We start from the raw sequence: 1,166 nt of genomic DNA on the forward strand, positions 1-1,166 counted from the left end.
AGCGATGTAGTGGGCGATCGGCTCGGCCGCGGCCCAGAACACGCCACCGCCGGCCAGCAGGGTGCACATGATCATGGAGACCCATTTGAACCGGGTGAATTCCGGTTTCCCGGTGCTCAGCCGTGCCTTCGCGTAGGGGGTGAAGGCCAGCACGATCGCCACCACGAAGGTGGCTAGCAGCAGGTACTGCCAGTAGGCGCCGAACCATTTGGCGGAGCCGCTGAACCCCGAATTGATCAGGTCTGCGGTCCTGCCGGGAAGGATCATGCTGGAGGCAACGAAGACGGCAATGACGGCAATGCTGATGCCGGCGACTTTTCGATCGAGCACCGAGGCGCGCTCGGTGGGGTGTGCCGTGGTACTGGGGAGCTCGGACATCTGGTCTCTCTTACCTGGTGGTTCACCGCAAGCGTGGCAGCAACTACCCGCATACGCCCCGAAGTGATGTGAGCCACTTCGGTGTCTAGAGCATAGGGTCCCAGATTAGTTCGCGTCCAAGTCCCAAAGGAACACCATTGATAGCCAAGACCTATCAAAGTCGGAATCCTGAGGCGCCCTCCCGCCCCGGTCCTGGCCCGACGGACGCACCAAAAAAGGGGCAGCTGCCGGTCAGCAGCCGCCCCTTCTCGAACCCCGTGGGGTCGTGCCGTTGCCGCGAGCGGTCGGCCGGTACTCCGGCTTCGTTGTCCTGCGTGACGGAGGACTCGGCCGGGGCACCCTCACCGGCGGACGTGGAGCCCTTCGGGTGGATGATGCCCTGTTCGATGGCCATGCGCCGGGCGAAGACCGGGGCGGCGAACACCGAGGGCAACATCAGGAAGCCCACCGGAACCGCGGTGATCACGATGAAGGACTGCAGTCCGGAGATGCCGCCATCGCCGATGGCGATCAGCACCGCTGCCGCCACACCCATCAGCACGGCCCAGGTGGCCCGCAGCTTGGTCGAGGGGGCCCCCGAGACGGTGCAGGACTGGGCGATGGCGTAGGACATGGAGTCCGTCGTCGTGGCCACGAACGTCACCGTCAGCAGCAGGAAGGCGCCTCCGACCAAACCGGAGAGCGGAAGCTGGCCGGCAATCGACATCACCACCGCCGGTAGTCCGTCCGATTCGTAGGCGGCGCCCACGCTTCCGGGGTTCTGCTGCTCGAACATGATCCCGGTTCCA

General features: G+C 65.1%; 2 protein-coding genes. Both read right to left on the reverse strand.

The window, feature by feature from the left end; translation table 11 throughout:
• A partial coding sequence (locus tag ACT3UE_RS15750; protein ID WP_444567023.1) for a BCCT family transporter occupies positions 1 to 378 on the reverse strand: 378 nt, incomplete at its 3' end.
• Between the two features lie 154 nt (positions 379 to 532).
• Positions 533 to 1,166, reverse strand: a 634-nt coding sequence (locus ACT3UE_RS15755) for a BCCT family transporter (RefSeq protein WP_444567024.1), incomplete at its 5' end; no start/stop codon positions are given.

The organism is Arthrobacter sp. 179, assembly GCF_052379645.1.
Classification (GTDB): Bacteria; Actinomycetota; Actinomycetes; order Actinomycetales; family Micrococcaceae; genus Arthrobacter_H.